The sequence below is a fragment of the Sulfitobacter sp. PR48 genome (assembly GCF_028807335.1).
In the GTDB taxonomy this organism is placed as follows: Bacteria; Pseudomonadota; Alphaproteobacteria; order Rhodobacterales; family Rhodobacteraceae; genus Sulfitobacter.
The window spans coordinates 121584-148551 of record NZ_JARAMM010000013.1 but is presented as its reverse complement, the minus strand read 5'-3'; the positions used below and the strand labels follow the sequence as shown (position 1 = coordinate 148551).

Sequence of the window (26968 nt, the reverse complement as noted above, 5' to 3'; positions counted from 1 at the left end):
ATCAAACATGAGCACCCAGGCCCGGAACAAGCCGAAGGCGCCGGGCCATCGCCTGCCCGCCGGTCGGGTAGGCGATTTGGTGAGGCTAGTTGTTCCCTCGTTAGGATTCATCACGGTTCAGAAATAAAGTGGCATGAACCAAGGTCAGCATCGCCCACCCCGGGCAGGCGCTGGCCCGGCTTGCTTTTAGCGTCACTCTGGGCTCAAACCTGCCTTTTGCCACATCCTGCGCGAAAGCCCGGTTTGCCATTCTGGGCCAGCTGATGACGTAAAGGTCAAAACTCGCTGACCTCGCACACCGGAGCGCTTCTTCATGCACGGCCATCGGCGTTCCGGCCTGTACCGCCAGGCCGGATTGGGCCGGGAAGGTCAGGATTATCCTGACTTTTTGCTTCTTTTTGCCCCAATACTTCTCTGTGCCCTTGGCATCTCATGCGCTGCCGGTGTCGGGGTGCGGGTTGGGCTGGACAACCCATATCTGTCCTATATCTGTTTCACCGACAGACACACCAAGGGGACCGATCATGGATAAATTCGGAAAAAGCCAACCGGTCAAGCGTACCGAAGACATGCGGTTTCTCATGGGCGAAGGGCGCTATGTGGATGACATCGCGCCGGAAGGGGCGTTGCATGCCTATTTCCTGCGCTCTTCGGTCGGGCATGGTGTGATCAGTGAGCTGGATGTCTCGGATGCTGCGCAGTCAGAGGGGGTTCACCTGATCCTGACCTGCGCCGATCTGGAAGCGGCGGGCATGGATATTTCGATGTCCGGTGCGGTGGTGGAGAACCGGGACGGCACCAAAGGTGCGGCGCCCCTGCGTCCGATGCTGGCCAGGGACAGGGTCAGATATGTCGGCGAACCCGTCGCCGTGGTGATCGCGGAGACGCTGGCGCAGGCGCGCGATGCGGCCGAGCTTGTCATGCTCGACATTGACGATCTGCCTGCCAAGACAGACCTGCATCCGGGCGGCGAGACGCTGCACGCGGAGGCGCCCGACAACAGGGCCTTTGATTGGGGCATGGGCGACGAAGCGGCGACGCAGGCGGCCTTTGACGCGGCGGCGCGGACCGTTGCCCTCGATGTGGAAGACAACCGTATCATCGTCAATTCGATGGAGCCGCGCGGCTGCTATGCGGAATGGCAGGACGGGCGTCTGCATGTCGCCAACAATGCGCAGGGCGTCTGGGTGCACAAGGAGTTTCTCAAGTCTGCCTTTGGACTGGAGGACGCGCAGGTGCGGGTGACCAACCCCGATACCGGCGGCGGCTTTGGCATGAAGTCGATGACCTACAACGAATATTTCTGCGTCGCCCAGGCGGCGCGGGCGCTGGGCCGTCCGGTGCGCTGGATGTCGGACCGGACCGAGGCGATGCTGAGCGACAATGGCGGGCGCGACCTGACCAGCCTTGCGGAATTCGCCTTTGATGCCGACAACCGCATCACCGCCTATCGGGTAAAGACCCGCTGCAACCTCGGGGCCTATAACTCGCAGTTTGCCCAGCATATCCAGACAACCCTCTTCAGCCGCGTTCTGATGGGGGTCTATGACGTTCAGACCACCTGGTTGCAGGCCGAGGGGTATTACACCAACACCGTGCCGGTGGACGCCTATCGCGGGGCCGGACGGCCCGAGGCGATCTATGTGCTGGAGCGTCTGATGGACCGTGCGGCGCGGGAGCTGGGTATCGACCCCTGGGAATTGCGCCGGATCAACTTCATCAAGCCCGACCAGTTCCCCTACAGGTCCGCGACCGGAGAAACCTATGACGTGGGCGATTTCAATCGCCTGCTGACCCGCGTCGCCCGGGAGGCCGACCGCGATGGTTTCGCGGCGCGCAAGGCGGCGGATGCGGAAAATGGCCTGCTGCGGGGGCAGGGGCTGTGCTATTACATCGAGAGCATTCTGGGCGACCCTTCCGAAGGCGCCAAGGTGGTGTTCGAGGACAATGGCCGCGTGACGATTCTGGTCGGCACGCAGTCGAACGGGCAGGGCCATGAAACGGTCTATGCGCAGTTCCTGTCGGATCAGACAGGTATTCCCGCCGAACTGATTGACGTGGTGCAGGGTGACAGTGACCTGATCGCTCAGGGCGGCGGCACGGGCGGGTCGCGCTCTGTCACCACGCAGAACAACGCCACATTGGCCACCGTGACGGCGATCACAAGGGCATTCACCGCCTTTCTGGCCGAGGAAATGGGCGTGGCCGCAAGCGAGATCAGCTTTGACGATGAACGCTTCCGCGCGGAGGGGTCGAACATGACGCCAACCATGCTGGAGGTGGCCGAAATGGCCCGTGCGAAGGGGCGTGACGACCTGCTGACCCATCACGAACGCGCGACGCTGGAAGCGCGCAGCTTTCCCAACGGGGCGCATGTGGCAGAGGTCGTCGTCGATCCGGAGACCGGTGTCGTGATCACCGAACGTTATACGGTCGTCGATGATTTTGGTAATCTTATCAATCCGATGCTGGCCGAAGGGCAGGTGCATGGCGGTGTCGCCCAGGGCATTGGCCAGGCGATCCAGGAACGTGTGGTCTATGACGAGGATGGCCAGCTGCTCACGGCATCGTTCATGGACTATGCCTTGCCCCGTGCCGCCGACCTTCCCAATATCAGCTTTGTGTCCGAGCCGGTGCCATCCACGGCCAATGTCATGGGAATGAAGGGTTGCGGCGAGGCGGGCACAGTCGGCGCGCTGGCCGCGGTTGCCAATGCGGTTCAGGATGCGCTCTGGGAGCAGGGGGTGCGTCAGGCGGATATGCCATTCACGCCGCACCGGGTCTGGGAGATGTTGAACGGTGCCAAGATCGCCGCAGAATGAAGCCGAAGGGGCACCACCTCAGCGCGCCATCCATGTGATCGTTCTGGACGGCACCCTGTCGTCGCTTGAACCGGCCAGCAGGACCAACGCCGGGCAGGCCTATGGGTTGCTCAAGGAGACCAGAAGCGCGCTGTCGCTTTATTATGAGCCGGGGCTGCAATGGACTCATTGGCGCTCGATCTGGGATGTGATCGCGGGGCGGGGGATCAACCGGCAGATCAGGCGGGCCTATGGCTGGCTTTCGGCCCGCTACCGCCCCGGGGACCGCATCTTTCTGCTCGGCTATTCGCGCGGCGCCTATGCGGTGCGGTCGCTGGCCGGGGTCATGAACATGGTCGGCCTGCTGCGCCCCAATCACAGCACGAAAGAGGCGGTGCGCACCGCCTATCGTCATTATGAAACCAACCCGGCCAGTGCGGAAGCGCGCGCCTTCAGCGCCGCATATTGCCACCAGGGCGTGGAAATCGACACGATTGCCATCTGGGATACGGTAAAGTCACTGGGGCTGAATGCGCCCGTCCTGTGGCGTTTGTCCCGGAAGGTGCACGGGTTTCACAATCATGAGCTCGGTGCCGATGTGCTGCACGGATACCACGCCCTGGCCCATGACGAGACGCGGGTGGCCTATGCGCCGGTGCTCTGGACCACTCCCGAGGGGTACTCCGGGCGGGTCGAGCAGGTCTGGTTCCCGGGCACCCATGGCGACGTGGGCGGGCATCTTGGCGGGTTCGAGGCGGCACGACCCCTGGCCAATATTCCTCTGGTCTGGATGCTGTCAAAGCTTGAGGCGCGGGGGCTGCCCCTGCCGCCGGGGTGGCAGGACAGATTTGTCCAGGACCCGCTTGCCCCGTCGCAGGGGACATTCCGGGGGTATGGCAAATTGCTGGTCACCCGCAGGCGGCGCAGGATCGGGCTGGACCCGTCGGAAAGACTGCATGTCAGCCTCCACAGCCGTTCGCAGGCCCTGGGAACCCGGCTTGGCCATCATGCAGGCCCCTACGTGCAAAGCACTTCCTAGCCGGGAGCGGTGGCGGATTTTTGGAAAAATCCGACCCGGAAAATTCCAATTTTCCGGCGCGTGTGGCTGGCGTCAGGCGATCTTCATCACGATGCAGGTGGTCGAACCGGTGGCATAGAGCTTGCCATCCTCGACGCCCCTGATCTCGCCATGGGCGACCCCGGTGGAGCGGCCCACATGATCGGCAAGGCCGATGCAATCAATCTGCAATCCCAGGGGGATGCTGCGCAGGATATTCACCTTGTATTCCAGGGTGGTATAGACCGATCCCGCCGGGACCTTCGTCATCACCGCGCAGGCCATGGCGCTGTCCAGCAGGGTGCCGTACCAGCCGCCGTGGACCGTTCCCATCGGGTTTGTCACATTGAATTCAGGCGCGCCCCGGAACACGACGCGGCCATCTTCGACCGCATGCAGCCTATACCCCATGGTGGCACCGATCGGGGGGCCGGGATTGGTGCCATCCAGAATCGCCTGCATGAACTCAAGCCCTGATAGTTTCAGGGCCTCTTGCTGGGTCAGCAGTTCTTCGGGACTTTGGGCTATCTTGGGCATGAAAAATCTCCGGCAGGGCTCTGCCGGAGATGGTAGCGGGCCACCGGGACCGGGCGCAAACGTTACGCGACGTCTTCCAGGGTGACCTGAGGCGTGACGCCAAGTGCGCGGCAGACATCGCGGGTCAGATCGGCGCGGTTCAGCGTGTAGAAATGCAGGTTCTCGACGCCCTCGTCGATCAGGTCGCTGCACATTTCGGTGCACAGGGATGTGGCCAGCAGGCTTGTCCGGTCATCCCGTTCCGCCTTGGCAAAGGCATCGTCGAGCCAAGCCGGAACCGGCGTGCCGCAGCGCTGGGCGAAATTGCGGGCCGATTTCCAGTTCACGATGGGCAGGATGCCGGGGGTGATCGGCTTGTCGATCCCCGCCTTGGCGCAGGCATCGCGGAAGCGCAGGAATGTCTCGGCCTCGAAAAAGAACTGTGTCATCGCCTCTTTTGCACCGGCATCGAACTTGCGCTTGAGCCATTCGATGTTGGCCTCCTGGCTGGTCGATTCGGGGTGCGGGTCGGGGTAGGCGCCGACACGGATGTTGAACTTGCCGGTTTCGGCCAGCGCCGTGATCAGCTCGCAGCTGTCCTGGAACCCCTCGGGGTGGGGGGTAAAGGTGCTGGCCCCGTCGGCAGGATCGCCGCGCAGCGCCACGATGTCCGTCACGCCGATCCTGGCAAAGCTGTCAGCCACTTCCATGGTTTCCGCCTTGCTGGCCCCGACGCAGGTCAGATGTGCCGCAACCGGCAGGCCGGATGTCCGGCGCAGCACATGGGCCGCGTCATGGGTCAGGTCACGGGTCGTGCCGCCTGCGCCATAGGTCACCGAGAAAAAGCGCGGTGCCAGCGGTGCCAGCGCCTGTGCGGTGTCCCACAGCTTGAAAGCCGCATCCACCGTGCGCGGTGGAAAGACTTCGAAAGAAACTTTGGGCGTGGCCATGTCGGTATCCTTTGAATAACGTGTTGGCATCTTGTTTCATGAATATTGATGTGAGACAAATTCATAACTTTCATCTTCAACATGAGTTCCGCCTCACATGCACATCGAATTCCGTCATCTGCGCACCATTCAGGCCATTCATGAAGCGGGCGGTCTGGCCCGGGCTGCAGAGATGATGAACATCACCCAGTCGGCGCTGTCCCATCAGGTCAAGGGGCTGGAGGATCAGGCGGGGGTGGAATTGTTTGTGCGCCGCTCGAAGCCGCTGAAACTGTCGCCTGCGGGTCAGCGGCTGCTCAAGCTGGCCCAGCAGGTGCTGCCGCAGGTTCAGGCCCTGCAGGATGAATTCTCCGGCCTGCGCGCGGGCAGCACGGGGCGGATGCACATCGCCATTGAATGCCATGCCTGTTTTGAATGGCTGTTCCCGGTGCTGGAGCAATTCCGCCGCAGCTTTGTGGATGTGGATGTGGACATCCGCCCCGGCCTCGCCTTTGACGCCTTGCCCGCATTGCTGCGCGAAGAGGTCGATCTGGTGGTGTCCTCCGATCCCGAGGACCTTCCGGGTGTCGAGTTTGTGGAGCTTTTCGATTACGAAGCGGTCTTTGTCGCGGCCAGCACCCATCCGCTGGCCACGAAACCCTTTGTCGAAGCCGCGGATTTCCGCAGTGAAACGCTGATCACCTATCCGGTGGAACGGTCCCGGCTGGATGTGTTCAGCCAGTTGCTGATCCCGGCCAAGGTGGAACCCGTCGCGATCCGGCAGGTGGAGCTGACGGCGGTGATCCTGTTGCTGGTGGCCTCCAACCGGGGGGTGGCCGTCTTGCCCGATTGGGTGGTGCGGGAAGTGAAATACAGTTCCGATTACGTCACCCGGCCCCTGACAAAGGACGGGATCACCCGCAGGCTCTATGCCGCGGTGCGGACGGATGATCTGGAAAAACCCTATATGAAGAAACTGCTTGGCCTGGCCGGTCAGGAAGCGCGCAAATTGCAATCGGCCTGAGGCCGCCGCGCGGAAAGGGAAGGTGGGCGGCGCGCCCACCTTCGCCCGGTTCAGCCGACCTTCACGATCGTCTTGCCGGTGTTGCCGCCCCGCAGCATATCCATGAAGGCCTGCGGCGCGTTCTCCAGCCCCTCTGTGATGTCTTCCTCGTATTTCACCCGGCCGTCCGCGACCATGGGGGCGACCTCGGTCAGGAATTCGCCGTAGCGGTCCCAGTGGTTGGCGATGATGAAGCCGGTGACGGTCAGGTGATTGACCAGCAGCGTCCGCCACAGCTTCGGCCCGGTCAGGCCCTGGCTGCTGGCGCCGTCACCCAGCCCGCCTGCATTGTACCAGGCGATCATGCCGCACAGCGGGATGCGTCCAAAGCGGTTCATCTGGGGCAAGGTGGCCTCCAGCACGGGCCCGCCCACGTTCTCGAAATAGACGTCGATCCCGTCGGGGGCAGCCTCCTTCAGCGCGTCGCGCAGGTCGGATACGGTGTCATGCGCGCGGTGATCGACGCAGGCGTCAAAGCCGAAAGTTTCGGTCGCCAGTTTGCGCTTGTCGGGGCCGCCCGCGACCCCCACGGCGCGCAGGCCCTTTGCCTTGGCCAGCTGGCCGACCATCGACCCCACCGGCCCGGTTGCCGCGGCAACCAGCAGGGTTTCACCCGCTTTTGGCTTCCCGATTTCGTTCAGCCCGTACCAGCCGGTGAACCCGGGCATGCCCAGCACGCCCAGCGCTGTGGTGATCGGTGCCAGATCCGGGTTCAGCTTGCGGCACATCCGCGCGTCGGCGACAGCATGGCTGGCCCAGCCAAACGGGCCGAACACCGCGTCCCCTTCGGCAAAGCCGTCGGCGTTGGAGGCGATCACATGGCCAACGCTGCCACCTTCCATCTTGCCGCCCAGCGGGACGGGCGCGGCATAGGATTTGGCGTCGTCCATCCGGCCCCGCATATAGGGATCGAGCGACATGTAAGCCACCTTGACCAGGATCTCGCCCGCGCCCGGTGTCGGCATATCGGATGTTTCCAGCCGGAAGTTGTCGTGACCGGGGGCGCCGTCAGGGCGGCTTGCCAGAACGATTTGCTGCATTTGTGAACTCATGAGTCTCTCCGTTTTCTTGCTGCCCCTACCCTGTGGCATTCAACCGCAAAGGCAAGGGTGATCACACGTCACAAGCTGTGCGGGCTTTCCGGGCGATCTGCCCCTTGGCTTTCTGTCACGTGACGCATATACGCAGCGCCTGATCCATCTAAGGGGCACAACATGGTTGGCAGTGCGAATCTCAACATCATGATCAAGGCGGCACGCAAGGCGGGGCGCGGGCTGATCAAGGACTTCCGCGAAGTTGAGAACCTGCAGGTTTCCGTGAAGGGCGCAGGCGATTTCGTCAGCCGCGCCGATCTGAACGCGGAAAAGACCCTCAAGGAAGAATTGATGGGCGCACGCCCGACCTATGGCTGGCTGGCCGAAGAGGGCGGCGAGGAAGCCGGGCAAGACCCGACGCGCCGCTGGATTGTCGATCCGCTGGATGGCACCACCAACTTCCTGCACGGTCTGCCGCATTGGGCGATTTCCATCGGGCTGGAACACAAAGGTCAGATCGTGGCCGGGGTGGTTTTTGATCCCGCCAAGGATGAGATGTTCTTTGCCGAAAAAGGTGCCGGGGCCTGGATGAACGAGAGCCGCCTGCGGGTCTCGGGGCGCAGCCGCATGATCGAAAGCATCTTTGCCACCGGTCTGCCCTTTGGCGGTCGCTCCGACCTGCCCGCGACGCTCAAGGATCTGGGCCGGTTGATGCCGGTTTGCGCCGGTGTGCGGCGCTGGGGATCGGCTGCGCTGGACCTCGCCTATGTGGCCGCCGGTCGCTATGACGGCTATTGGGAACGCCGTCTGAACGCCTGGGATCTTGCGGCAGGGCTGTTGATCGTCAAGGAAGCGGGCGGGCTGGTTGAGCCGCTCGACCCTGCGGGCGATGTGCTGGAGAACGGCGAAATCATCTGCGGCAACGAAGCGATTTTCAGCAATTTCGCCAAAGCCATCCGCGGCTGAGACGGGCGGCCTTCAGCGGCGGTCTGAAGGGTGGTTCACGCCATCTGTCCATTTGACAGGCTCGTGTTCCCAGGTCTTGACCCCTTTGATGCAGCCCAGGTTCACGCCGCATTGCGCAGGATCGGACCGCCTCTGATGGTACATGTAGATGCCGCAGGTCTTGCAGAAATAATGCTTCGCGGTCCCGGTGTTCCATGTGTAGAGCGTCAGGTTTGCCGCGCCCTTCGTCACTTTGACCGATGCGGTTGTGGCGGTCACCGCCGCCGCCTGTCTGCGCGCGCAGAAAGAGCAGGTGCAGCGCCCGGTATCTGCCAGCCCGCCGGGCAGATGCGCCTCAAGCTGGACCGCGCCGCAATGGCAGGACGCGGTGATATCCATTGGATCCGCGCTCATTGCCGCTTGACCCTGGGAATGCGGCTGCGAACGGTCGGATAGGTCGCAGCAGGATGCGGCGGGTGGCCCTCGGTCCGGGACCAGAAGCTGAAACCGCCCCGGCGCAGCCACAGCGGCAGGGTCAGCGCGAGCCCGACAATGAACCCGCCCGCATGCGCCCAATAGGCCACGCCGCCGGTTTCGGGCGTCGCCCCCATGCCGCCGATGAATTGCATCGCGAACCACAGGATCAGGATGATCCAGGCCGGGATCGGAAAGATGCGGAAAAACACGATAAAGATGATCAGGATGTCGATCTTGGCCTTGGGGAACAGCAGCAGATAGCCGCCCATCACACCCGCGATGGCACCGGATGCGCCCACCATCGGCACCCATGAGCCGGGTTCAAACAGCACCTGCGCCAGGCCTGCGGCGGTGCCGCAGGCGAGATAGAACAACAGATAGGGGATATGGCCCATCTCGTCTTCGACATTGTCGCCATAGATCCACAGAAACAGCATGTTCCCGGCCAGATGCATCCAGCCTGCGTGCAGGAACATCGAGGTGAACAGCCCGCTCAGACCGCCGCCATCCGTAACCTGCGCCGGGATCAGCGCATAGTTTGAGAAAAACAGGTTGATCTCGCGCGGGTCAGACAGGATCGGCACATAACTCAGGAAGATCCCGATGTTCAGGATCATCAGCGCGTAGGTCACATAGGGCGTGCGCCCGGAAGGGTTATGATCACGTATCGGAAACATGGCCGCACAATTTGCCATTGCACAGGCCGGGTCAAGTGGTGTTGCCTGCCGCAAAACGAAAGACCGCCGCGATGAAGATCACCTGCCTGCATACCGCCGATGTCCATATCGCGACTTTCGACGCCTTGTTCGCAAAGGCAGGGTTTCAGGGCGTTGTCCATCATGTGGTGAGGGCTGACCTGCTGGCGCAGGCGCGCGAGGAGGGGGCCGAGGCCGCGCGCGCCGATCTGCGGCAGGCCGTCGCGGCACTTGGTGATGCGGGTTCGGTGTTGTGCACCTGTTCGACCCTGGGGCCGCTCATTGACGATATGGCGCAGGCCGATCCACGTCTGTTGCGCATCGACCGGCCACTGATGGAGAGCGCGGCAAAGCTTGGCGGCAGGATATTGGTGGTGCTTTGCCTTGAAAGCACCCGCCGGGCGACCTGCGACTTGCTGGAGCGCGCCGCGTCAGAGCTGGACCGGAAGGTGCAGCAGGAACTGCTGCTCTGCGCCGGGGTCTGGCCGCTGTTCGAGGCGGGACAGACAGCGGCATTCTCCCGCGCAATCGCGGCGCGTATCCGGCAGGCGCTGTCGGAGACCCCCGACATCAGTGCGGTGGTCCTTGCCCAGGCTTCCATGATGGGGGCTGCGGATTATTTGGCGGACGTGACCGTGCCGATATTGTCTTCACCGCAACTGGCGGTGGACCGGGCAATGGAAATCGCCCGGTCCTGATTGTTCAGGTCGCCGCACCCAGAAGCTGCGCATTGCCGCCCGATGCGGTGGTGTCCACGCAGACGTGACGCTCGGCGCGCACGCGGGCGGGGTCGGGCAGGCCGGGGATCATCGGCGTGATCGGCCCCTTGCGCTTTGACAAGGCCTGTTCGATGGCGCGGCCTGTATCTGCGTCACCCCACCACAGAACACCGCCATAGCCGGGACCGTCCGTCAGCGCCGCCGGGTCGATCCGGCCGCTGGCCTGCACGGCAACGCCGCCCAGGGCCTCCACCGCGCGGGCCTGGGCCGCCGCGACCTCCGTGCCCGGACCCATGCAGAGCAGCGCAGGCCGGGGCAGGGTGGACAGGCGGTTGGATTCGCCCGTTGGCCCCGGCATCGACAGGGTCTCGATCGGTTTATAGGTGCCATGTGGCGGCAGGGCGGGCAGCTTGTCCTGCGCCTTGTCCCAGGTGCCGTCACGCTGCTGCACATCCGGCGCGCTGAAGCGCGGCAGGTAGTTCGGCCCGCCCGCCTTTGGCCCGGTGCCCGACAGCCCCTCGCCCCCAAAGGGCTGGCTGCCGACAATCGCCCCGATCTGGTTGCGGTTGACATAGATGTTGCCCGCCTCGATCCGTTCGGACACATGCTGCACCCGGTCGTCGATGCGGGTGTGCAGGCCGAAGGTCAGCCCGTAGCCGGTGGCGTTGATCGCGTCGATCACCTTGTCCAGATCACCGCTCCTGAAGGTCGCCAGATGCAGCACCGGGCCGAAGATTTCGCGCTCCAGATCGGCAATGCCCTTCACACTGATGATGGTGGGCGCGATATAGGTGCCGCCCTGGGGCGCGGTCAGCTCGGCAATCACCCGCCCCTCGGCACGGGCGGCGGCGATGTGATTCGCGATCCCCTTGCGCGCGGCCTCGTCGATGACCGGGCCGACATCGGTGGACAGCTGCCAGGGATCACCCATGTTCAGCGCCTGCATCGCGCCGATCAGCATCCTGGTGAATTCCTCGGCAATGTCCTCCTGCACATAAAGGCACCGCAGCGCGGAACAGCGCTGGCCCGCCGATTGGAAGGCGCTTTCGACAATCGCCTGCACCGCCTGTTCGGGCAATGCAGTGCTGTCCACGATCATTGCGTTCAGCCCGCCGGTTTCCGCGATCAGCGGGGTGCCGGGGGCGCAATGTTCGGCCATATTGGCGCGGATGCGCATCGCCGTGGCGGTGGAGCCGGTGAAGGCCACACCGTTCACGCGCGCATCACCGGTCAGGGCCGCGCCCACGTCGCCACCACCGGGCAGCAGTTGCAGCGCGGTTTCCGGCACCCCGGCGCGGTGCAGCAGCTGCACGATCAGATGCGCAACCAGCGGTGTCTGCTCCGCCGGTTTCGCCAGCACGCCGTTGCCCGCCGCCAGTGCCGCAGCGATCTGCCCGGTGAAGATCGCCATGGGAAAGTTCCAGGGCGAAATACAGGTGAAGATGCCTGCGGGCGGTTCGTTCATCGCCTGTCCGGCGTAGTAGTAGAGGAAATCGACCCCCTCGCGCATTTCCGCCACACAATCCGGCAGGCCCTTGCCCGCCTCGCGGGCCAGCAGGGCAAAGATCTCGCCATAGTTTTCCTCGATCAGGTCGGCGGCTTTCATCAGCACCCGGCGGCGTTCCTCCAGCGGAGCGTCCCAGGGGGCGGCGTTATCCAGCGCCGTCGCCACATCGGCCTTCGACGCATGGCGCACCGTGCCGGGGGAGGCATCGGGCAGGGCCGGGTTGGTCACCGCCATCGGCTTTTCCGGCGCTGCCTTGCCCGCGATCAGGGGGGCTGCTTCCCAGTGGTGCGACAGGAAGGGCGCGCGCGCCTCCTCCACCTCGGTCAGGGTCTGGGCGTGTGACAGATCGAAGCCCCGCGCGTTCCGGCGATGGGGCAGGAACACCTCCGGCCCCTTCGGGATCGCGACATTGGTGCGGCCCAGCTGCGCAAAGGGGTCGGCGGCCACGACCTCGGGCGGCACATCCTCGTCCACGATCTGGTTCACGAAGCTGGAGTTGGCGCCGTTCTCCAGCAGCCGCCGCACGAGATAGGCCAGCAGATCGCGGTGCGCGCCGACGGGCGCATAGATGCGGCAGCGGGTCTTGTGCTTGTCCATCACCAGCGTGTGCAGTGTCTCGCCCATGCCGTGCAGGCGCTGGAACTCGAAGGTTTCCTTGTCCTTTGCCATATGCAGCACGGCGGCAACGGTATGCGCGTTGTGGGTGGCGAACTGGGGATAGATCCGGTCGGTCATGCCCAGCAGCTTGCGCGCATTGGCGATATAGCTGACATCGGTCGCGGCCTTCTGGGTGAAGACGGGAAAGCCGTCTACCCCGTCCACCTGGGCGCGCTTGATCTCGGTGTCCCAATAGGCGCCCTTGACCAGACGCACCATGATCCTGCGGTCATATTTCTGCGCCATCTCGTAAAGCGCGTCGATCACCGTGCCCGCACGGGGGCCAAAGGCCTGTACCACGATGCCGAACCCGTCCCAGCCTGCCAGCGCAGGCTCCGACATGACGCGCTCGATCACTTCCAGCGACAGGGCCAGCCGGTCGGCTTCCTCCGCATCGACGTTCAGCCCCATGCCGGCGGATTTTGCCAGCAGCGCCAGCGCCCGCAGGCGCGGCACCAGCTCGTTCATCACCGCCTCTTCCTGCGCCACCTCATAGCGCGGATGCAGCGCCGACAGCTTGACCGAAATGCCGGGGTTCTTGCGGATGTCCTCATCTGTGCAGGCGGTTGCGATGGCCGAAATCGCGCGGGAATAGCTCAGATGATAGCGTTTCGCGTCGCGCTCGGTGCGCGCGGCCTCGCCCAGCATGTCATAGGAATAGGTGAAGCCCTTCTTCTCCATCCCTGCCGCGCGTTTCATCGCGGCTTCGATGTCCTCGCCCAGCACGAACTGGCGGCCCATTTCCTTCATCGCGCGGGAAACGGCGGTGCGGATCACCGGTTCGCCCAGGCGTTTGATCGCGGCGCGCAGGTGGCGCACCGGGCCGGGCTGATCATCGTCCAGCACACGGCCCGTCAGCATCAGCGCCCAGGTGGAGGCATTGACCAGCGAAGAGGTGGAATGGCCCATGTGGCGGCCCCAGTTGCTGGGCGCGATTTTGTCCTCGATCAGCGCGTCGATGGTATCCGCGTCCGGCACCCGCAGCAGTGCCTCGGCCAGACACATCAGGGCGACACCTTCGTCGGTGGACAGGCCATATTCGGCCAGAAAGACCTCCATCAGGCCGGGCGCGGTGGTGCTGCGGATGTCGCGGACCAGACCTGCGGCATCGGCGCTGATGGCGGCGCGCGCCTCGTCGCTGAGGCTGGCGCTGTCGATCAGCCCGTCCAGAACGGCCTGGGGGTCGGCATACATGCCTGCGTCGATGCGGTGGCGCAGTGAGGGGGCATTCTGAACGGTCATGGGTTCCTCCATCAGATCATCTGCCAAGTATATCGTATCCTTGCAGGGCCTTTTGACTTATAATCGGATTTCCACGATGCGATTTGCGGCAATTGAGGGGGGCGCGAAGTGAAAAGTGACACATTCGAACTGGATCGCTTTGACAGATCGATTCTCTCGGTCCTGGCCGAGGACGGCCGCATCAGCATCACCGACCTTGCCAAGCGCATCGGCCTGTCCAAATCACCCACCCAGGCCCGCCTGCGCCGGCTGGAGGAAACCGGGGTGATCATCGGCTATCGCGCCCTGCTCGACCCGATCCGTCTGGGCCTTGATCACGTCGCCTTTGTCGAGGTGCGGCTCAACGACACCCGGGAGGCCGCCCTGCGCGCCTTCAATGCGGCAGTGGCCAAGGTGCCCGAGATCGAGCAGGCCCATATGATCGCAAGCCATTTCGATTACCTGCTCAAGGTGCGGACGCCTGACATGTCCGCCTATCGCAAGTTCCTTGGCGAGACGATATCAAGCCTGCCGCATGTGTCAAACACCTCGACCTATGTGGCGATGGAGGCGGTGAAAGAGACGATGCTGGCGGATGGTGCTTGACGGAAGGCCAATCTGAACCATTCTTAGGCCATGCGCATGTTGATCCTTGCACTGGCACTGTCGCCCGCGATGGCCATCGCGGAGTGTCCCGCGCCGCCTGACGTGCGGTCCGAGATGCTGAACCTCATCGCCAGATCCCAGGCCGCCAAGACCTATACTGACGGGCGCCGGGCCTCGGCTGCAATGTGGGAAGTTTGGCTGCGCGCCCCCGACGCGGCGGCGCAGGAGGTGCTGGACGCCGGTCTGCGGCGGCGCGATTCCTATGATTTTGCCGGGGCGCTGGCGGAGTTCGACAGGCTGGCGGACTATTGCCCCGCATATGCCGAAGGTTTCAACCAGCGCGCCTATATCCATTTCCTGCAGGAAGACTACGAAGCGGCACTTGTCGATCTGGATATTGCGCTGGGGCTGCAGCCCCTGCACATCGCGGCGCAATCGGGCCGGGCCCTGACCCTGATGAACCTGGGCCGCATCGACGAGGCCCGCGCGCAATTGCTCGAAGCGGTGGAAAACAACCCCTGGCTGTCGGAGGCCGCATTGCTGGCCGAAGGCGCACCGCTTGGCCCCAAAGACCGCGACATCTGACCATTTACACCCCGGGATCAGCGGCTATGGTGCGGCGCATGCGGGCGTGATGGAATGGTAGACATACCAGACTTAAAATCTGTTGGGGCGTAGCCCCGTGTGGGTTCGAGTCCCACCGCCCGCACCAACTTTTGTCGTGCTACCGCGCGGAGCGCTACTTGAGCACGGGTTTGGTTCGAGGTTTGTCCTCTCACCCGCACCAGCCCTGCCTTTCACAGAGGATGACAGCCCGCCAACCTGTTTCTGAGGCGGGGTCATGACGACCGGTCAGCGCCACGAGGGGCGGGGCCGGGGCAGAGTGATCCGGTTTCGATGCGCCGGCACCCGGTCCGCCGATGCGCGGGAACCCGCCCATTTATTGCGCGATTGTCGTGAATGACGGGGGAACACCAGATAATGCGGTTCACAGGCCTTCAAACACCAGAGTCGGATTGCAGGCAGGGCGGAAATATCGCTTAATCGGTCTAAGTGTCCGAAAAGGACAGACCGTGGCAACCACGGTGTTTCGGTGTGAGTAGGGGGCGTTGGCGTGGCGCAATTCAAGGCATTGCTTACGAAGAATCGCGGCAAGGCTGCCGGGCTTTTGGCGTTGTTTCTTGCGGCGACGGCACAGTTTGGCGCGGCGGCGAACCTCAAGATCACCGGCATCCCGGAGCGCAGCGATCTTTACAAGACTTTGGCCGGCGGGTCCCTGCTGGTCGAGCAGACGGCGGAAGGCGCCAATCCCAGCTCGCAGGAGGTGGTTGCGGCGGCGCAGGCCGATTACCAGAGGCTGCTGGCGGTTCTCTATGACAACGGCTACTTCGGTCCGGTGATCAAGATCACGCTGGACGGGGTGGACGCGGTGAACATCCCGCCGGTGAACCCGCCGCGGCAGATCAGCCAGGCGGTGATCGCAATTGATCCGGGCCCCCGGTTCCGTTTCGGACAGACCCGTATCGCGCCGATTGCTCCCGGCACCGAATTGCCCGAAGGATTTGCCAGCGGCCAGACCGCCAGCCTGGGGGTGTTGAAAAACACGGTTTCTGCCGGGATCGAGGGCTGGCGCGACCAGGGTCACGCCAAGGCCGAACTGGCCAGCCAGGACCTGACCGCGCGGCACGCAGAGCGCACCATTGATGCCGATCTGCGCCTGGCCCCCGGCCCGCGCCTGCGGTTCGGCCCCCTGATCGTCAAGGGCAATCAGGATGTGCGCACCCAGCGCATCATCGACATCGCGGGCCTGCCGGAGGGCAAGGTCTTCTCGCCCCAGGACCTGCGGCTGGCCCGCGAAAGGCTGCGGCGTACCGGTGCCTTCAATGCCGTGGCCCTGCAGGAGGGCGAGGTGATCGGACCCGGCGACACGCTTCCCGTCACCGCATTGATCACCGAAGCGCCGAAGCGGCGTTTCGGTTTCGGGGCGGAGCTTTCCTCGCTCGAAGGGCTGACGGTCTCGACCTACTGGATGCACCGCAACCTGCTGGGTGGCGCGGAACGGCTGCGGCTGGAGGCCGAAGCGGGCGGGATCGGCGGCAACTCCGGCGGTGAGGATTATCGCCTGTCCGCCCGTTTCGACCGCCCCGCAACCTTCAACGAAGACACGAACTTCTACGCGCTGACCAAGCTGGAACAGCTTGACGAGGTGAACTTCTTTTCCCGGCAGCTGGATGTTGAGGCGGGCTTCACCCGCATCGCCAATGAAAACCGGACCTACCGGCTGGGGCTGGGTCTGCGCCGGGCCGAGACACGCGACGCCTTTGGCACCAACCGCTACAGCTTGCTGACCCTGCCGCTGGGCATCGAATTCGACTACCGCGACAAGGAACTTGACGCGAAAGAGGGCTATTACATCAACGCCTCGGCAACGCCGTTCCTGGCGCTCAGCGGGGCGGACGACGGGCTGCGCACCTATGTCGATGCGCGCTATTACAAGACTTTCGGGCAGACCCGCCCGGTCACCTTTGCCCTGCGCGGGCAGCTTGGGTCTGTTTACGGGCCGGACCTGTCCGAGGCACCCGCCGATTACCTGTTCTATTCCGGCGGTGGCGGGACGGTCAGGGGGCAACCCTATCAGTCGCTGGGCGTCGATCTGGGCGGCGGGCAGACGGTCGGCGGGCGCTCCTTTGTCGGCTTTTCCGCCGAGGCGCGGATCAAGGTGACCGATGCCATCGGGATCGTCGGTTTCGCCGATGCGGGCTATATCGGGGCCGAGGAATTCTATGACGGGTCGGGCCGATGGCAATCCGGTGCGGGCTTCGGGCTGCGCTATGATACCGGCATCGGGCCGATCAGGCTTGACCTTGCCGTGCCGACCTCAGGGCCGGAGACGGGTGAGAACTTTCAAGTCTATATCGGCATAGGGCAGGCATTCTGATGCGGGGTCTGGTTGCATTTCTCGTGGCGGTCACATTGTGGATCGCAAGCCTTGTTGCCGCCGTGGCACAAGAGGACGACAAGGGTTTTCTGACCCGTGCCATCCAGGACGCGCTCAGCGGGGCGGGACGCACGGTCAGCATTGACGGGTTTCAGGGCGCGCTCAGCTCCACCGCCAGCTTTGACCGCATGACCATTGCCGACAGCGAAGGGGTCTGGCTGACGCTGGAAGACGTGACATTGGACTGGACCCGTTCCGCCCTGTTGCGCGGACGGCTGGAGGTTCAGAGCCTGACAGCGGCGCGGCTGGACCTGCCCCGCCTGCCGCTTCCCGAGGAAGGCGTCGATCTGCCGGAGGCCGAAGCCCAGCCTTTCAATCTGCCGGAACTGCCGGTTTCCATCAATATCGCCGAATTCGGGGTGGATCAGATCAACCTCGGTGCCCCGCTACTGGGCGAGGCCGCGCAGCTGAGCCTGCGGGCCACGGCGCAATATACCGACGATCTGCTGAACCTCGACATCTCGGCCAGCCGCACCGATGCCAAACAGGGTGAATTCGCGATCAAGGCCAACCTTGAACGGTCCGACAACATCCTCGATCTCTTGGTGAAACTGAGCGAGGGCGAGGAGGGGATTGTCGCGAAACTGATGAACCTGCCCGATCAGCCCGCCGTCGAGATGACGGTTGAGGGAAGCGGGCCGCTCACCGATTTCGCAAGCGATCTCAATATCTCGACCGACGGGCAGGAACGGCTGGCGGGGAAAATCACCCTGGGCACCGAAGCCTCGCGCGGTGGGTTCGACACACCTGACCGGCGCATCCGGGCTGACATCGGCGGCGATGTGACCGCGCTGCTGGCGCCACGCTTTCGCGAATTCTTTGGCGAGGAGGTGCAGCTGAAGATCGACGCGCTGGTCGAAGGCAGCGGCGCGGTCGAGGTCAGCGATTTCACCCTCAAGGCACAGGCCGCCGATCTGGCGGGCCGGGTCACGCTGAACACGGACAAATGGCCCTCATTCATCGACATCACCGGCACGATTGCCAACCCTGACGGCACGACCATCCTGCTGCCCCTGGGCGGCGAGGGCACAATTGTGAAACGCGTTGGTCTTCGGGTGAATTATGACGCGGACAATGGCGAGGCGCTGAATGCGGATTTCGACATCGACGCGCTGGAAATGGCGGGGCTTGCCATTGAACGCACCCAGCTGGGCCTTGATGGCACCTTGCAGGGCAACGTCGGCTCGGTCGGGCAGTTCCTGGGTGATGTAAGCTTTACGGCCGACGGGCTGGAACTGACCGACGCCGCCAGTGCCGAGGCGATCGGCAGGCGCATCACCGGCAAGGCCAATATCAATTACATCGAGGGCCAGCCGACGCGGATCAGCGATCTGGATCTGACCGGAACGGATTACGGGCTGACCGGCCAGATCATCATCGCGGGTCTTGAGAACAATTTCCGCACCCGGCTCGACATGGCATTGAGCGCTGCCGACCTCAGCCGGTTCTCGGCCCTTGCCGGGCGCGAGCTGGATGGCCAGACCGACCTGGGCCTGAAGGGCACGGTGACACCGCTGGGCGGCCTGTTCGACCTGAAGGCAACCGGCAGCACACAGGATCTTGCGCTGGGCATCCCGCAGGCCGACGCGGTGCTGAAGGGCCGGACAGAGCTGAGCATGCAGGCCAGCCGGGATGAGACCGGCACCTTCCTGCGCGATCTGGTGCTGAAGAATGATGCCCTGAGCCTGACCGGCGCGGCGGAACTGCGCAGCGATGACAGCCGCGTGCAGGCGGATTTCCGGCTGGAGGATATCGGCCTTGTCCTGCCGCAATATGACGGGCCGGTCACGGTCAGCGCGACGGCCAGGCAGAACAGGCGCGGCTGGGTTGTCGATGCGGTCACCGATGGCCCCTATGGTGCCGCCCTGACAGCCAAAGGGCTGGCGACAGGCCCCGATGCAAGGATCGAATTCACCGCCGATGTGCCTGATGCAAAGCCATTTGCCGAGCAGGTCGAAGGCCCGGTCAAGGCCACCGGCAGCCTGAGCCAGACGCCCGACGGCTGGCGTATCCGCACCGATGCGACGGGGCCCTATGATCTGACCGCGGCGGTCGAAGGGCTGGTCAGCCCGGCCATCGACATCCGTTTCGATCTGTCGGTGCCTGACCTGCAACCCCTGGCGCCGCAGGTGAGAGGGCCGCTGAAGGCGACCGGCACGCTGCGCCAGACCGATGCAGGCTTTGTGGTGGATACCGAAGCGATGGGCCCCTATGGCGCCAAGGCTCTGGTGGCGGGGCTGGCGACCGGCCCTGACATGTCATTGAATTTCAACCTCTCGGTTCCCAATGTGAACCCGTTGCTGCCCGGGGTGAACGGCCCGCTTTCGGCCAATGGCAAGCTCTACCAGACCCCGGAGGGCCTTGCGGTCGACACCCAGGCGAGCGGACCCTATTCGGCACGCGCCACGGTCACCGGCGTTGTCACCGGGGCCAACGCTGCGGTGGATTACACGCTGGCGATGCCCAATCTCGCAGCCATCGTGCCGCAGTTGAACGGCCCGCTTGACGTTGACGGCTCTGCCCGCAGGCAGGGCGGCGCATGGCAGATCAATACCGCGGCGCGGGGTCCGGGTGGCACGCAGGCGCGTGTTTCGGGGCAGGTGGCCGAGAACGGCACCCTGAACCTGGACATCGCGGGCACGGCGCCGCTGGGGCTCAGCAAGCCCTTTATCGAACCGCGCAGCCTGCAGGGGCAGGCACGGTTTGATCTGACGGTGAATGGCCCGCCGGCGCTGTCTTCTGTCTCTGGCCGGATCACGACAACGGGCGCGACCCTGAGCGCGCCAAACCTGCGCATCGCGCTTGATGCGATGAATGCGGATATCCAGCTTGGCAACAACCGCGCCAATATCGACGTGACCGCCAATGCGGTTGGCGGCGGGCGTCTGCGGGTCGGCGGCGGTGTGACCCTGACGGGATCCCTGCCTGCGGATATTCAGATCGCATTGGAAAACGTCGTTCTGACCGATCCCAAGCTCTATCGCACCAGCGTCGGGGGCAATCTGCGGGTTGCAGGCCCGTTGGCTGGCGGCGCGCAGATCAGCGGGCAGATCAACGTGGGCGAGACCAATGTGAACGTCCCCTCGACCGGGTTGACCACCATCGGGGATATTCCCCAGATCACCCATATCGGCGCGGATCAGGCCGTGATCGCCACGCGCCGCAAGGCGGGGCTGACCGGGGCGCAGTCCGGTGCCGACCCGTCGGCAAAAAGCAGCGGGGGCGGCTTTGGGCTGAACCTGCAGGTGAATGCGCCGAACCGCATATTCGTGCGGGGCAGGGGGCTGGATGCCGAACTGGGCGGTGGGCTGACCCTGACCGGGACCACAAATAACATCATCTCTGCGGGCCGGTTCGAACTGCTCCGCGGCAGGCTGGACATTCTCGGCAAACGCTTTGACCTGGTGGAGGGGTCGGTGCAGTTCCAGGGCGATCTGATCCCCTATCTGCGGTTCGTGTCCTCGACCAAGACAAACGCAGGCGAAGTGCGGGTAATCGTACAGGGACCGGCGGATGAACCGGAGGTGATTTTCGAATCCACCCCGGCGGCACCGCAGGACGAAGTGCTGGCGCAGCTTCTGTTCGGCAAGAACATCGACGACATCTCGGCCTTCCAGGCGCTGCAACTGGCCTCTGCCGTGGCGACGCTTGCAGGGCGTGGCGGGGCCGGCGTGGTCTCGCGTCTGCGCGATGGCTTTGGCCTGGACGATCTGGACGTGACCACAACCGACAGCGGTGCGACAGCGGTGCGCGCGGGCAAGTATATCTCGGATAACGTCTATTCCGATGTGACCGCCGCCTCTGACGGCACCGCGGATATCTCGCTGAACATCGACATCACACCGAACCTCAAGGGCAAGGCGACACTGGGTTCAGACGGCGACAGCGGTATCGGCCTGTTCTTTGAAAAGGATTACTGAGGGTCCTGCGGCACGAAGGTCCCGAAACGTCCCTGATCGAACAGCAGGCCCGCGCCATGGCCCCGGCGCTGCGCAGCATGGGTGATCAGGCCGAGGATGATGGAATGATCCCCTGCCGGATGCACCGCATGGGTTTCGCAGTGAAAGGTCGCCAGCACGCCCGCAAGGGTCGGGGTGCCATGGGGGCCTTCCTGCCAGTCGAAACCTGAAAAATCATGACCCTGGCCCGCGAAGTGCCGGGCCAGAGGGCCCTGATCCTCTGCCAGGATGTGGATGCAGAAATGCGGGGCCTTTGCAAAGACGTCATGCCGCTTGGAGCGCAGCGCTGCGGACCACAATATCATCGGCGGATCCAGCGATACCGATGAAAAGGAATTTGCAGTCATGCCCAGCGGCCCGGTTTCCGTCTGGGTGGTGATCACCGTGACACCGGTGCCAAAACGGCCAAAGGCGGCGCGCAGCGCGGCACCGTCCTGCGCCCGGGGCGCAAAGGAAATCAAATCATTGTTCATCGGCGCCACGGGTGCCACGGCCCTGCCGATTTGTCCAGCGACGCCCATCAGGCCTGCGCCGGGGGATTGAGTGCTGCGGTGTGCTTCATGCCTTCGCATTAGATTTCCATCGCGCCCAAAACATGGCGCAACAGGGGCGGTGTTGCGGAAATCCGCCCCATTTCCCGGAAAGTCCCACACTGCCGGAACCTGCCGGGCCCGCCCGTGTTGTGTTGGCAAGAGAGGCATCGTCACCCCCCGGGCTGACGCTGGCTGTCGGTTGGGGCGGCAGGGCACAAGGCCTTGCCGGTCACCAGGGCACCCGAATGCCGCAGAAACGGGCGTTTCAACAGCGCCCAGCAGGAGATGACTATGACACGCAACATGAAAAACATGAAAATGACCGCTGCCGCCGCCATGATTGCCGGTGTGGCCTTGGGAACAACCGCCTATGCGGCGGACAGTGAGGCCGTCGATCACACCGAAATCGGATCGCTGTCCTGTGATGTGGGTGACGGCACCGGCTATGTCTTTGGTTCAACGCGGGAACTGACCTGCGTCTTCAACCCGGTTGAGGAAGGTCTGGCGGATGAAACCTATGTCGGCGAAATCAACCGCTATGGCATTGATATCGGCAAGACCCAGAACGGCCAGATGTCCTGGCTGGTGCTGGCACCGACGGAATCCGAATATGTCGAAGGCGGGCTGAACGGCAGCTACAAGGGCGTTTCGGCAGAGGCGACACTGGGTGTCGGCCTTGGCGCGAATGCGATGACCGGCGGTTCGGAAAACACGCTGGCGCTGCAACCGATCAGCGTGAACACGCAGACTGGCGTGAATTTCGCTATTGGCGTGGGTGAGATCAATCTGACCCGCGTGGAAGGGTAATTCCCCTGCCCGACCCGTGAAAAGCCCCCCTTGCGGGGGCTTTTTGCGGTCTGGGGTGCCGGTGGGAAGGGGGCGGATACTCCTGAACCACGTTTTGGCCGGGACGGCCCCGCCGCTGGCAGCATCGCCCGAGGCATTAGCCCAGATAGATCTGACCCGGCGGGTATTTGACCCGGGGCACGGCGCGTGTGGCGAGGAAGAATCCCAGCGCCAGCGGGCCGACCCGCCCGATGAACATGATCAGCATGATCAAGGCGCGGCCGATGCCATCAAGCTCTGCGGTGGCACCCATCGACATGCCCACCGTGCCAAAGGCCGATGTCACCTCGAAGGCGAGATCGACAAACTGGCCATCATGGCTGATGGCTATGGCAAAGATGCCTGACAGGACCAGCAACATGGATATCGTGGTCAGCGCCAGCACCTTCAGCACTTCCTCGACCCCCAGCGCCCGGCCAAAGGCGTGCAGGGTGGTCTGACGGCGAAAGAAGGCCACCGTTGCCAGCAGCAGGACCGCAAAGGTCGTGACCTTGATCCCCCCGGCGGTCGAGGTGCTGCCACCGCCCACCAGCATCAGCGTCATTGTCATCATGGCGGTGGAATCATGCATCCCGCCGGTGTCGATCGTGTTGAACCCTGCGGTCCGGGGGGTGACGCCCTGAAACCAGCTCGCCCACAACTTGTCGCCAAGCGAAAGCGCGCCCAGCGTGTCGGGGTTGGTCCATTCAAGTGCGGCAAACCACAGGCAGCCCCAGAGGATCAGCAGGGCGGTGCCCATCAGCATCAGCTTGGAATGCAGCGTCAGCCGCCGCCAGCTGCGGGTCTGATAGATGTCGCCCACCACGATGAAACCGATCCCGCCCATGATGAACAGCGCCGGAATCACCAGGTTGATCACCGGGTTGCCGACCCATTGCGACAGGCTGTCGGGATGCAGGGCAAAGCCCGCGTTGTTGAAGGCGGAAATGGCATGGAACACGGCCTGCCAGATGCCGTTCCAGCCGTATTCGGGGACAAAGACAAAGGCCAGCAGCAGGGCGCCGATTGCTTCGCACAGCAAGGCGACCACAATGATCACGCGCACCAGCACCGTCAGATTGCTGATCGAGGTCTGGTTGAGATCCTCGCGCAGGATCAGCCGTTGCGGCATTCCCACCGGAATGCCAAGCGCGCTCAGCACCAGCACCGCGAATGTCATCAGCCCCAGACCGCCGAACTGGATCAGCAGCGCGATCACGGCCTGCCCGAACCCGGTAAATGCAGCACCGGTATCCATCAGCACCAGCCCCGTTACCGTTACGGCAGAGGTGGAGGTGAACAGCGCTTCCGCCAGCCCGACGTCGCCATGATGCGAAACAGGCAGCCAGAGCAGGCTTGCCCCGATGACGATAAAGACAAGATAGAGCAGCCCCAGAACAACCGGCGGCGGCAGCGCCAGGCCAGAGCCTGTTTTGACCCGCTGTGCGCCCCTGGCCATGTTAAAGGCTGGCCGCGAAGCTGCGCAGGTCCTTGCGCTGCCCCAGCAGCAGCAGCAGGTCGTCGCGCTGCAAGGTGCATGTCGTCCCGTCCTGACCGACAAATTCCGTGCCGCGCATCACGCCGATGCAGCGCAGATTGAATTTCTCGGTATGGGGCAGATCGACCAGCCGCTTGCCCTCAAGGCTTTCGGGGATGCGGAAATTGACCACGTGATAGCCGTTGCCAAGGCTGACATAATCTCGCACCAGCGGGTTGTGCAGCACCTGCGCAATATGTTGCCCCACTTCGATTTCGGGGTGGATCACCCGGTCCACGCCCAGTTTGGACAGGATGCGGTGGTGGGTCTTGGTGGTGGCCTTGGCCCAGATCTGCGGCACCCCGATCAGTTTCAGGTTCATCGCAGTCAGAATGCTGGCCTCAAGATCGGAGCCCATGGCGACAACGGCGATGTCACATTCGGCAAAACCGGCCTCGCGCAGGCCCAGATCGTCCCGCGCATCCACGATCACCGCCTGGCTCAGGGATTCAGCATGGGCCGAAACGCGCTTTTCATCCGTATCGACGCCGATCACATGGTTGCCGAAACGCTGAAGTTCCGTTGCGACGGTGCTGCCGAAATTGCCCAGCCCGATCACGCCGATTGCCCGAGTTCCATGTCGTGCCATTGCTGCGCCTTTCCGATCCCGTTCCGACGCTAGTTAGAGCGTTCGGCGGGAAGGTGAAATACCTGTGGTGCGGAAATTGATTTGGGTCGGGTGCATTTGCGCAGCTTGCAAGCTGTGTTGATGATCGCGGCGAAAGGTGGATCGCTGTCAGGAATGGCAGCTCCCTCCGGTCTGCACCAGCGTAACGACAGGCGCAGGCCGGTCGGGGGCTCCTGGGCCGGGGACCGCAGAAAAACGCCCCCGCAGATTGCTGCGGGGGCGATATGTTCGCTTTGGCCCCTTAAGGACCCGATCGGCTTTTCAGCGGTTCATCCGGTTTTCGATCAGATCGTCGACGACGGAGGGGTCCGCAAGGGTCGATGTATCCCCCAATGCGCCAAAGTCGTTCTCGGCAATCTTGCGCAGGATGCGGCGCATGATCTTGCCGGAGCGTGTCTTGGGCAGGCCAGGGGCCCATTGGATCAGGTCGGGTTTGGCAATCGGTCCGATTTCGTTGCGCACCCAGCCTTCCAGTTCCTTGCGCAGATCTTCCGAGGGTTCCTCGCCGCCCATCAGGGTGACATAGCAATAGATGCCCTGGCCCTTGACCTTGTGCGGATAGCCGACGACGGCGGCCTCGGCCACTTTCTTGTGGGCGACCAGCGCGCTTTCCACCTCTGCCGTGCCCATGCGGTGGCCAGAGACGTTGATCACGTCATCCACCCGGCCGGTGATCCAGTAATCGCCATCCGCGTCACGCTTGCAGCCGTCGCCGGTGAAGTAATAGCCGGGATAATCGGCGAAATAGGTCTTTTCAAAGCGTTCGTGATCGCCCCAGACGGTGCGCATCTGCCCCGGCCAGCTGTCCGCGATGACCAGCACGCCCTCTGCCGGGTTGTCGGTGATGACCTCTGCCGATGTCGGCTCAAGGATCATCGGTTTGATCCCGAAGAAAGGTTTCATCGCCGCACCCGGTTTCATCGCATGGGCGCCGGGCAGGGGGGTCATCAGGTGGCCGCCGGTTTCGGTCTGCCACCAGGTATCGACGATGGGGCAACGCCCGCCGCCGACAACCTCGTTGTACCAGTTCCAGGCCTCCGGGTTGATCGGCTCGCCCACGGTGCCCAGCAGCCTGAGGCTGGACAGATCGCATTTGGTGACAAAATCGTCACCCTTGCCCATCAGTGCGCGGATCGCCGTGGGCGCGGTGTAGAACTGGTTCACCTTGTGCTTTTCGCAAACCTGCCAGAACCGCGAGGCATCCGGGTAGGTCGGCACCCCTTCGAACATCAGCGTGGTGGCCCCGTTGGCCAGCGGGCCATAGACGATATAGCTGTGCCCGGTGACCCAGCCCACATCCGCCGTACACCAATAGATGTCGCCATCGTGGTAGTCGAAGGTGATCTCGTGGGTCATCGCGGCATAGACCAGATAGCCGCCGGTGGTATGGACCACACCCTTGGGCTGGCCGGTGGAGCCGGAGGTATAGAGGATGAAGAGCGGGTCTTCGGCCCCCATCGCGGCAGGTTCAAAGCTGTCGGCGGCGTCTTTGGCCAGCGCGGTGTAATCGACATCGCGATCCGCGTTCCAGGGGACCTCTCCGCCGGTGCGGCGGACCACCAGGCATTTGACGGAGGCGTCGCAGGAGGCCAGTGCCTTGTCCGCATTGGTCTTGAGCGGTGTGTTGCGCCCGCCGCGCGGAGCCTCGTCGGCGGTGATCACGACCTTGGCCTCTGATCCCTTGATCCGCGCGGCCAGCGCATCGGGCGAGAATCCGGCAAAGACGATGGAATGGATGGCACCGATCCGGGCACAGGCCAGCATGGCATAGGCGGCCTCGGGGATCATCGGCATGTAGATGATGACCCGGTCGCCCCTGGTCACGCCCTGATCGCTCAGGATATTGGCCATCTTGCAGGTGTTGGCGTGCAATTCGCGGTAGGTAATGTGCAGCGCCTTTTCATCGGGGCTGTCCGGCTCCCAGATGATCGCGGTCTGATCGCCACGGGTGGCCAGATGCCGGTCAATGCAGTTGGCGCTGACGTTCAGCTGCCCGTCCGCATACCAGTTGATCTTGACCTGACCGAGGGTGAAGTCCACGTCCTTGACCTGGCTGAACGGCTTGATCCAGTCCACCCGCTTGCCCTGTTCGGCCCAGAAGGATTCCGGGTCGTTCACGGAGGCCATGTACATGCTGGCATATTGGTCGGCGTTCACATGTGCGCCTTTGACCATGGCATCGGATGGCGGGTAGATTTTGGCGTCAGACATCGGGTGTTCCTCCTTGACAGTATTCTTGCACGCATGATGAGGGGCAGCTC

At 63.7% G+C, this 26968-nt stretch carries 20 protein-coding genes and 1 tRNA gene; 11 read left to right on the top strand and 10 right to left on the bottom strand.

The features are described from left to right. Positions 1 to 524 precede the first annotated feature (524 nt). Both PVW51_RS17570 and PVW51_RS17565 read left to right on the top strand, forming a co-directional pair. Positions 525 to 2822, top strand: a complete 2298-nt coding sequence (locus tag PVW51_RS17570; protein WP_274576364.1) for a xanthine dehydrogenase family protein molybdopterin-binding subunit — start codon at positions 525 to 527, stop codon at positions 2820 to 2822. Further along, positions 2800 to 3840, top strand: a complete 1041-nt coding sequence (locus PVW51_RS17565; RefSeq protein ID WP_274576363.1) for a DUF2235 domain-containing protein — start codon at positions 2800 to 2802, stop codon at positions 3838 to 3840. The genes PVW51_RS17570 and PVW51_RS17565 overlap by 23 nt, the downstream gene beginning before the upstream one ends. 72 nt (positions 3841 to 3912) lie before the next feature. Here PVW51_RS17565 and PVW51_RS17560 read toward each other — a convergent pair whose 3' ends face one another. Beyond that, positions 3913 to 4395 carry a PaaI family thioesterase gene (locus PVW51_RS17560; RefSeq protein ID WP_274576362.1) on the bottom strand — a complete coding sequence of 161 codons (483 nt, stop codon included), beginning with the start codon at positions 4393 to 4395 and terminating at the stop codon, positions 3913 to 3915. A gap of 62 nt (positions 4396 to 4457) precedes the next feature. Next, positions 4458 to 5324, bottom strand: a complete 867-nt coding sequence (gene metF, locus PVW51_RS17555) for a methylenetetrahydrofolate reductase [NAD(P)H] (RefSeq protein ID WP_274576359.1) — start codon at positions 5322 to 5324, stop codon at positions 4458 to 4460. A 97-nt stretch (positions 5325 to 5421) separates the two neighbouring features. Here metF and PVW51_RS17550 point away from each other — a divergent pair, with 97 nt between their 5' ends. Continuing rightward, positions 5422 to 6327, top strand: coding sequence for a LysR family transcriptional regulator (locus PVW51_RS17550; protein ID WP_114272742.1), 906 nt, complete (start codon positions 5422 to 5424; stop codon positions 6325 to 6327). Between the two features lie 50 nt (positions 6328 to 6377). Here the strand turns inward: PVW51_RS17550 and PVW51_RS17545 are convergent, their stop codons facing one another. After that, positions 6378 to 7418, bottom strand: coding sequence for an NADP-dependent oxidoreductase (locus tag PVW51_RS17545; protein ID WP_274576357.1), 1041 nt, complete (start codon positions 7416 to 7418; stop codon positions 6378 to 6380). Positions 7419 to 7580: 162 nt separating this feature from the next. Here PVW51_RS17545 and PVW51_RS17540 point away from each other — a divergent pair, with 162 nt between their 5' ends. Further along, positions 7581 to 8366, top strand: a complete 786-nt coding sequence (locus PVW51_RS17540; RefSeq protein ID WP_269365111.1) for an inositol monophosphatase family protein — start codon at positions 7581 to 7583, stop codon at positions 8364 to 8366. Between the two features lie 12 nt (positions 8367 to 8378). Here PVW51_RS17540 and PVW51_RS17535 read toward each other — a convergent pair whose 3' ends face one another. Next, complete coding sequence (locus PVW51_RS17535; RefSeq protein ID WP_274576356.1) at positions 8379 to 8759, bottom strand: GFA family protein; 381 nt, start codon at positions 8757 to 8759, stop codon at positions 8379 to 8381. Then, positions 8756 to 9499 carry a rhomboid family intramembrane serine protease gene (locus PVW51_RS17530; RefSeq protein WP_269365106.1) on the bottom strand — a complete coding sequence of 248 codons (744 nt, stop codon included), beginning with the start codon at positions 9497 to 9499 and terminating at the stop codon, positions 8756 to 8758. Before PVW51_RS17530 ends, PVW51_RS17535 begins: the two co-directional genes overlap by 4 nt. Positions 9500 to 9570: 71 nt before the next feature. On the opposite strand from PVW51_RS17530, the gene PVW51_RS17525 reads away from it, so the two are divergent. After that, on the top strand, positions 9571 to 10215 hold the full coding sequence (locus tag PVW51_RS17525) for a hypothetical protein (protein WP_274576353.1): 645 nt from the start codon (positions 9571 to 9573) through the stop codon (positions 10213 to 10215). A gap of 4 nt (positions 10216 to 10219) precedes the next feature. Here the strand turns inward: PVW51_RS17525 and putA are convergent, their stop codons facing one another. Then, the gene (putA, locus tag PVW51_RS17520; protein WP_274576352.1) at positions 10220 to 13642 is read right to left on the bottom strand and encodes a bifunctional proline dehydrogenase/L-glutamate gamma-semialdehyde dehydrogenase PutA; all 3423 of its coding nucleotides are present in this window, start codon (positions 13640 to 13642) and stop codon (positions 10220 to 10222) included. Positions 13643 to 13750: 108 nt separating this feature from the next. Between putA and PVW51_RS17515 the strand changes: the two genes are divergently transcribed. The 5 genes from PVW51_RS17515 (at position 13751) to PVW51_RS17495 (ending at position 21145) form a co-directional block, all read left to right on the top strand. After that, positions 13751 to 14227 carry an Lrp/AsnC ligand binding domain-containing protein gene (locus PVW51_RS17515; RefSeq protein ID WP_114272747.1) on the top strand — a complete coding sequence of 159 codons (477 nt, stop codon included), beginning with the start codon at positions 13751 to 13753 and terminating at the stop codon, positions 14225 to 14227. A 36-nt stretch (positions 14228 to 14263) separates the two neighbouring features. Beyond that, positions 14264 to 14812 (top strand): tetratricopeptide repeat protein, encoded by a 549-nt coding sequence (locus PVW51_RS17510; RefSeq protein WP_338019762.1) that lies wholly within the window; start codon positions 14264 to 14266, stop codon positions 14810 to 14812. Positions 14813 to 14852: 40 nt separating this feature from the next. Further along, positions 14853 to 14939 (top strand) — tRNA-Leu (locus tag PVW51_RS17505). 456 nt (positions 14940 to 15395) lie between these two features. Beyond that, entirely contained in the window at positions 15396 to 17165 is a 1770-nt protein-coding gene (locus PVW51_RS17500; RefSeq protein WP_443069610.1) for an autotransporter assembly complex protein TamA, read from the top strand. Beyond that, complete coding sequence (locus tag PVW51_RS17495; RefSeq protein ID WP_274576349.1) at positions 17165 to 21145, top strand: translocation/assembly module TamB domain-containing protein; 3981 nt, start codon at positions 17165 to 17167, stop codon at positions 21143 to 21145. Before PVW51_RS17500 ends, PVW51_RS17495 begins: the two co-directional genes overlap by 1 nt. Here the strand turns inward: PVW51_RS17495 and PVW51_RS17490 are convergent. After that, positions 21139 to 21657: a flavin reductase family protein gene (locus tag PVW51_RS17490; protein WP_114273161.1), complete on the bottom strand. Its 519-nt coding sequence runs from the start codon at positions 21655 to 21657 to the stop codon at positions 21139 to 21141. The two genes, PVW51_RS17495 and PVW51_RS17490, sit on opposite strands and share 7 nt — an antisense overlap. A 351-nt stretch (positions 21658 to 22008) precedes the next feature. On the opposite strand from PVW51_RS17490, the gene PVW51_RS17485 reads away from it, so the two are divergent. Further along, the gene (locus PVW51_RS17485) at positions 22009 to 22524 is read left to right on the top strand and encodes a DUF992 domain-containing protein (protein WP_274576346.1); all 516 of its coding nucleotides are present in this window, start codon (positions 22009 to 22011) and stop codon (positions 22522 to 22524) included. Positions 22525 to 22660: 136 nt separating this feature from the next. On the opposite strand, the gene PVW51_RS17480 is transcribed toward PVW51_RS17485, so the two are convergent. From PVW51_RS17480 to acs, 3 genes are all read right to left on the bottom strand, one after another. Continuing rightward, complete coding sequence (locus PVW51_RS17480) at positions 22661 to 24001, bottom strand: TrkH family potassium uptake protein (protein WP_269365095.1); 1341 nt, start codon at positions 23999 to 24001, stop codon at positions 22661 to 22663. Between the two features lies 1 nt (position 24002). Further along, a complete protein-coding gene (locus tag PVW51_RS17475; RefSeq protein WP_269365093.1) occupies positions 24003 to 24668 on the bottom strand; it encodes a potassium channel family protein in 666 nt (221 codons plus the stop codon). A 300-nt stretch (positions 24669 to 24968) separates the two neighbouring features. Then, positions 24969 to 26918: an acetate--CoA ligase gene (acs, locus tag PVW51_RS17470; RefSeq protein WP_269365091.1), complete on the bottom strand. Its 1950-nt coding sequence runs from the start codon at positions 26916 to 26918 to the stop codon at positions 24969 to 24971. Positions 26919 to 26968 lie beyond the last annotated feature (50 nt).